Source organism: Amycolatopsis sp. NPDC051903 (assembly GCF_044452505.1).
Classification (GTDB): Bacteria; Actinomycetota; Actinomycetes; order Mycobacteriales; family Pseudonocardiaceae; genus Amycolatopsis.
The window spans coordinates 1-6,635 of the sequence record NZ_JBITBT010000082.1 but is presented as its reverse complement, the minus strand read 5'-3'; the positions used below and the strand labels follow the sequence as shown (position 1 = coordinate 6,635).

4 protein-coding genes are annotated in these 6,635 nt (G+C 69.8%); 2 read left to right on the top strand and 2 right to left on the bottom strand.

Annotated elements, in window-relative coordinates:
- Window positions 1-209: 209 nt before the first annotated feature.
- Together leuD and leuC are read right to left on the bottom strand one after the other, a co-directional pair.
- Window positions 210-812: a 3-isopropylmalate dehydratase small subunit gene (gene leuD, locus ACIA77_RS52200; RefSeq protein WP_395893713.1), complete on the bottom strand. Its 603-nt coding sequence runs from the start codon at window positions 810-812 to the stop codon at window positions 210-212.
- A 27-nt stretch (window positions 813-839) separates the two neighbouring features.
- Window positions 840-2,267 carry a 3-isopropylmalate dehydratase large subunit gene (leuC, locus tag ACIA77_RS52195; RefSeq protein ID WP_395893712.1) on the bottom strand — a complete coding sequence of 476 codons (1,428 nt, stop codon included), beginning with the start codon at window positions 2,265-2,267 and terminating at the stop codon, window positions 840-842.
- Window positions 2,268-2,410: 143 nt separating this feature from the next.
- On the opposite strand from leuC, the gene ACIA77_RS52190 reads away from it, so the two are divergent.
- Entirely contained in the window at window positions 2,411-3,112 is a 702-nt protein-coding gene (locus tag ACIA77_RS52190; protein ID WP_395893711.1) for an IclR family transcriptional regulator, read from the top strand.
- Window positions 3,113-3,259: 147 nt separating this feature from the next.
- Window positions 3,260-3,772, top strand: coding sequence for a hypothetical protein (locus ACIA77_RS52185; RefSeq protein WP_395893710.1), 513 nt, complete (start codon window positions 3,260-3,262; stop codon window positions 3,770-3,772).
- The last annotated feature ends 2,863 nt before the right edge of the window (window positions 3,773-6,635 follow it).

Here is a 6,635-nt window from a genome sequence, read left to right as displayed (position 1 = left end):
CTAGCGCACACGGTATTACCAATGCAGCACAAATTCCAAACGGCGCGCGGAATTTTCCCTTGCGTCGGGAGTGGTTCCGCCTCTCGAGGGACCCGTCCGGGGCCTCGTGAGGTGCCGTTTGGTGTGGGCGAAGAGGTTCTCCGCAACCTCGGCGCAGGGGCGCGGATTCCCTTTCCGAGCAGGGAATCCGTGCCCCTGGCCTGGGGTGGCTAGGAGGCCGTGCTCGCGGTGGTCACGGGCTTCCAGGAGGGCCGGGCCGACTCGAACGCGTCGATGTCTTCGGCGTGGCGCAGGGTGAGAGCGATGTCGTCGAGCCCTTCGAGCAGGCGCCAGCGGACGTAGTCGTCGATCTGGAAGGGCGCGGTGAAGTCCTTGGCCCGCACGGTCTTGGTCTCGAGGTCGACCGTGACCTCCGTGCCCGGGTCGTTCTCGAGCAGCTTCCAGAGCAGTTCGACGTCGGATTGTTCGCACTGGGCAGCAACCAGACCGCCCTTGCCGGAGTTGCCCCGGAAGATGTCGGCGAAGCGGGAAGAGATCACGGCGCGGAAGCCGTAGTCCATCAGCGCCCACACGGCGTGCTCGCGCGACGAGCCCGTGCCGAAGTCCGGCCCGGCGACGAGGACGCTGCCGGACTTGAAGGGCTCGGAGTTGAGGATGAAGTCCTCCTGGGTGCGCCAGCTGGCGAACAGCCCGTCTTCGAAGCCGGTGCGGGTCACGCGCTTGAGGTACACCGCGGGGATGATCTGGTCAGTGTCCACGTTGGACCGGCGCAGCGGCACTCCGATGCCCGTGTGCTGGGTGAACGGTTCCATGGTGGGAGCTCCTGTCTCGGGGGAGGGTCAGACGGTGGCCAGGTCGGCCGGGGACGAGAGCGTCCCCCGGACGGCGGTGGCGGCGGCCACGAGCGGCGACACGAGGTGGGTGCGCCCACCCTTGCCCTGCCGGCCCTCGAAGTTGCGGTTGGAGGTCGACGCGCTGCGCTCACCGGGCGCGAGCTGGTCGGGGTTCATGCCGAGGCACATCGAGCAACCGGCCTGCCGCCACTCGGCGCCGGCCTCGGTGAAGACCTTGTCCAGGCCCTCCTCCTCGGCCGCCTTGCGCACGCGCATCGAACCGGGGACCACGAGCATGCGGACGGACTCGGCGACCTTGCGCCCGCGCAGCACGTCGGCGGCCGCGCGCAAGTCCTCGATGCGGCCGTTGGTGCACGAACCGAGGAAGACGGTGTCGACCGAGATCTCGCGCAGCGGTGTGCCCGGCGTCAGGTCCATATAGGACAAGGCCTTCTCGGCGGAGGCGCGCTCGTTCTCGTCGCCGATGGTGGCCGGGTCGGGCACGGAGGCGCCCAGCGGCAGGCCCTGGCCCGGGTTGGTGCCCCAGGTCACGAACGGGGTGAGCTCGTCGGCGTCGAGGTGCACCTCGGCGTCGAACTCGGCGCCCTCGTCGGTGCGCAGCTCGCGCCACGCGGCCACGGCGGCGTCCCAGTCGGCGCCCTGCGGCGCGTGCGAGCGGCCCTTCAGGTACGCGAAGGTCGTCTCGTCCGGCGCGATCATGCCGGCGCGCGCGCCCGCCTCGATCGACATGTTGCAGACCGTCATGCGGGCTTCCATCGACAGCCCCTCGATGGCCTTGCCGCGGTACTCGAGCACGTAGCCCTGCCCGCCGCCGGTGCCGATCTTGGCGATGACGGCGAGGATGATGTCCTTCGCCGTGACGCCCGGCTTGAGCTCCCCGTCGACGGTGATCGCCATCGTCTTGAACGGGCGCAGCGGCAGCGTCTGGGTGGCGAGCACGTGCTCGACCTCCGACGTACCGATGCCGAACGCCATGGCGCCGAACGCGCCGTGGGTGGAGGTGTGGCTATCGCCGCACACGACGGTCGTGCCGGGCTGCGTGAGACCCAGCTGCGGGCCGATGACGTGCACGATGCCCTGCTCGGCGTCACCCATGGGGTGCAGCCGGACACCGAATTCCTCGCAGTTGCGGCGAAGGGTCTCGACCTGGGTGCGCGAGACGGGGTCCGCGATCGGGAGGTCGATGTCCACCGTCGGGACGTTGTGGTCCTCCGTCGCGATGGTGAGGTCGGGCCGGCGCACGGGCCGCCCGGCCAGGCGGAGACCGTCGAACGCCTGCGGGCTGGTGACTTCGTGCACCAGGTGGAGGTCGATGTAGAGCAGGTCCGGTTCGGCGCCTTCGCCTCGGCGCACGAGGTGGCTGTCCCACACCTTCTCCGCCAGCGTGCGGGCCTTGCCGGTCGGGCTGGTCATCTCCGGCTCCTTCCAAGGGGTTGGCCGGGAGCAAGGAACTCGGGCGAGCACCGAAGGCGGGGCGAGCCACGTCACGCGCGCAGCTCGAGTTCGTTTTTCCCAGATTCTGGACTTCCCGAAGTTTGGGAAGTTAGTATCGCGTCGTGGGACAGCATAGCGGTATCGGAGTACTGGACAAAGCCGTGGCGGTGTTGCAGGCCGTCGCGGAAGACCCCTGTGGGCTGGCGGAACTCTGCTCACGCACGGGACTACCGAGGGCGACGGCGCACCGCCTCGCCGTGGGACTCGAGGTGCACCGGCTTCTCCGGCGCGGGCCGGACGGCCGCTGGCGCCCGGGCACGGCGCTCGCCGAACTGGCGGGCGGCTCGACCGATCCCCTGCTCGACGCCGCGAGCTCCGTGCTGCCGAAGCTGCGCGACATCACGGGCGAGAGCGTGCAGCTCTACCGCCGCGACGGCGTGCAGCGCGTGTGCGTCTCCACGGCCGAACCGCCGAGTGGCCTGCGCGACACCGTTCCGGTCGGCTCACGCCTGCCGATGACCGCCGGCTCGGGCGCCAAGGTGCTTGCCGCGTGGTCGGATCCGCACACGCAGCGCACCATCCTCGCCGAGGCTGTGTACGGCGAACGCACCCTGCTCGAGGTGCGCCGCCGCGGCTGGGCGCAGAGCGTCGCCGAACGCGAACCGGGGGTGGCGAGCGTTTCCGCGCCCGTGCGGGATTCGTCGGGCGCCGTCGTGGCCGCCGTGTCGGTGTCGGGGCCCATCGAACGCATCGGGCGCAAACCGGGCGCGCGCTGGGCCGCCGACCTCCTGGCCGCTGCGGACGCGCTCCAAGAACGGCTCTGACGCCGGTTCGCTGCCCACTGGCCGCCTCCCCCGGGGAGGCGGCCTTCTTCATGTGCAGCTCCTGAGAACGGCGCCGCGTTCTTCACGGGCGTCCGACCCCCGCCGATGGCACCCTGTCCTCCGACTCTCCCAGGTGGACGGAGCCCCATGCGGAATCTCACCGACCTCATCCACGCGGCCCGGCGGGCCACCACACCCGCCGCCCTCTTCCGGCTGCAGCAGGACGTCGCCGCTTCCGACGTCCTGACGTGGCTGCCCGGCGCCGGCCGCGCCGAACACGTCCTCCACGCCGAACCCACGTTGACGCTCCTGCGGGTCGAGATCCCGCCCCGCACGGAGTACCCACCGCACGACCACCTGATCCCCGCCTGCATCGCCGTCCTGGACGGCCGCGAGACCAACACCTTCTACCGCCTCGCCGACGCCACCCTCACCCCCACTGCCGAGACCCACACGACCGCCGGCGCTGTCCTGCCCATGGACGAACACGTGATCCACTCGGTCGCCAACCGCACTCCCAGCCCCTCCACCGCCCTCCACCTCTACCTCGGCGACCTGTTCCACCTGTCCCGCACCATCTGGCGCCCCACCACCCACACCCCCGCCCCCTACAGCGACGAGCTGTACTTCTCCCTGGCCCGCACCACCGCGCCCGCGTGAGGGTCCTGAGTGGACGCGGTGGCGTTTGGCATCGGGAGACGGATCTCACTCACCGGTCCGGTGATGGATCGACTGTCCGCAGTCGTTCGCACACGCAGCAGGACGTCCGCGCCGGCTTGCTGGGGTGTGGTTCTCACTGAATGACGTTGTTTCGCTGCCGGCCTCGCGCCATCGATGCTCGCCAGCCGGCCGCCTGACGTCATCCGGATATCGGTTCCGGGCTGCCGGTGTCGGGGGCCGATCTGTCGGCGATCTCACAACTGCGCGAGTGCCATCTGTCCCAACACCCACCGGGCCACCGGCCCACGAAGCCCTTCTCGGCCGCGCCCATCAACGCGCGGCAGCCCCACGGCGGCGAATCCCGCGCACCAACCGCCATCAGCCGCGACGATCAGCCACCGCTTCCGCACCACAGCCAAACGTCGACCGCAGCCGTCACCACGACCCGGCGGACCACCAGCTCCGTCCGCGCACCACAACCAAACGGTCCGCCAGGCTCCGGACCTGACTACCCGCGCCGGCCGCACCGCAGTGATTCGTCGAGAGTGCCGGACGGAAAGCCGCTCGCCGGCTGTGTCGCCCACCACTGCCTTCTCGCCTCACGCCGGCGCATCGACTTCAGCTTCCGCTTGCCTTACTCCCTCTGCGCCGGGTGGCTCGCGGAGTCGTAACCGCCGCGCTGCACCTCATCACGGCGCACCGAGAAGCCAGTCGCTTACCCAGTCACCATCCGGCGCGTCATTTGATCAAGGCACCAGCGCCGCGTGCCGCTCAGCGTCGGCCCCGACAGACAGCACGGCGCAACAGACTCAGCCATCCCCACCCTCGACCCCGCCGAACCTGCCGGCGTCAGCGCCGTCGTCGGACCGAGGCGTCATCCGCGGTTCCTTCCCGCCCGGTTTCAGGACCTACAGCCACTGACTGCACACCAAGACGGCCCTCCTCGCGCTACCTCGCCCGGCCGCCTTCGTCAGCCCCTTGTCCTCAGAGCAGCAGTCGCAACGCCCTCGGAATCCCCTGAGGTACACGCGTGGCACAGCAGAATCAGCGACCTCCGCAGCCTCACCCCGCCGAACCTGCCGTCGTCCGCACCCGCGCCCCTCGGCCTCGACCAGCCCCACCTGCCACCATCTCGACAGCCCACCGGAACGTCATCCGCCGATGGACAGCGCGAAACACCGCGACGCCAGATGCATCAGCAGTCTCCGAACGCCACGCCTGCCATCGCCTGTGCTCGATCACGGCGCCACTCGGTTTCAGCCCCGATAGACAGGCACGGCAACCTGGCAGTCCGTCGCGTGCCGTCAAGGCACCAGCATCCCGCGTGTCACGGAGCAGCCACGGCCTTGCCCGCACGCCGGGGCTCCTCGTCCCGCGCCGACGAATCAGCTCCGCGCATGTGCTCCGCACGCCACCACGACCGTCGGCATCCCGGACTGCAGAGAGCCAAGGCAGCTGTGAACTGCCGTCGGGCTCGGTCCGCCGCAAAACCGTTCCCCAAGCCCCGGCAGGGTGCTTTCGCAGCTACTACATCGAGCGTCGACCTCGGCGCAGCCACAGACCCTGCTCCCCGAAGGTCGCCCGGCGGCGCGCGCCATTAGCCCCGACCGGCGCGGGGATCAACCTGATCCCCGGAGGCCGTGCACAGCCGTTGGAGCGTCCCGGTCGAGTTTGCCTCGCCGCGCTTCGTCGTTAGCCCGAACGACGCCGGCCACAGCGCCCGGCGGCTGTGGTCACCGCTCATTTGAGCTCAAGGAGTTCCGCTCTCGTTCAGCGGAACTCACGCACCAGACGGCTGGGCAGGACCGAGACCCTCGGCACGACCACCTCCCTCGGCCGACCGCAACGGCCTGTCGTCAACGGAGCTCGCCCGTGCTGCAACCGTTGCAGGCAGCCGGAGCGCCCGAGCCGAGGTCCGGCGCACGCCCGCCAAACCTCGGCCGGCTCGGGAGCTCATCAGCAGACCAGCCGCGTGCGGCCGACCCCACCACTCGAGGACACGTGCCGCTAGGACTCGCTTCGGTGTCAGGCCTGCCACCCTTCGGCGGGGTCCGTCCCCGCGCAAAATGCCGTCCCGTGATCGCCGTGCGCAGGATCACCCGTCAGCCGCGTTCGTCCGCCGCACAGAAGCCGATACCTATCCGCTGCAACGTCTTGGTGCGCCCGTCGCGGATCGGCGCCGACGGCCGAACCGTCGTTCACCTCGGGAGCCCGTTCGGCCTCTGAGCAGTCGTCCTTGTGGCGCACCGAACCCGCGCCGCGGATCGGATCCGGGGAAGGGTGTCACCGAATCCGGCGCCGTCGCTCGACCGTCTGCCGCCGCCCAGGGTTTTCTCGACTGGTTCAAGGTTGGGTCACCCGGCCGGACGCATGCGGAGCCGTTGCCGTCACTCAGGTTCTGCTTTGTCGGGTTTGCCAGCGCTGCCGACCGGCCGGGGCCACCCCCGGTGCAGAGTTCCTTTCCACCCAGCGGATGCCGGACCGCTTCGGACGGCGCTGCCCGACCCGCCGAGCCACCGGCCGCCACCCCCGCCCAAGGCCTCAACGGGGCCTCGCAAGCGCTCCGCGGCCGTATTCGGCGGCCCTCCGGACCCCCGGATGGATCAGTCCGCAAAGGACACTCCCGGGCGTCGGCCAAGATCGCCTGCCGCCACTGGAGAAGCACGGCACTCGGCCCGAGTTCGCGACAAAACCCCTGGTAGAGAGGCACTCCGCACGAACAATCGAACACAAGAGCGAAGAAAACGACTGCTATTCCGGCCGTTCCCAAGCCCTCCGAAAGGGCAGACCGCAGACACGCCAACGGAAAAACCAAGGGTCCCGTTTGGACTTCTCCGCGTTATGGGTAATACTATTGAAGAGT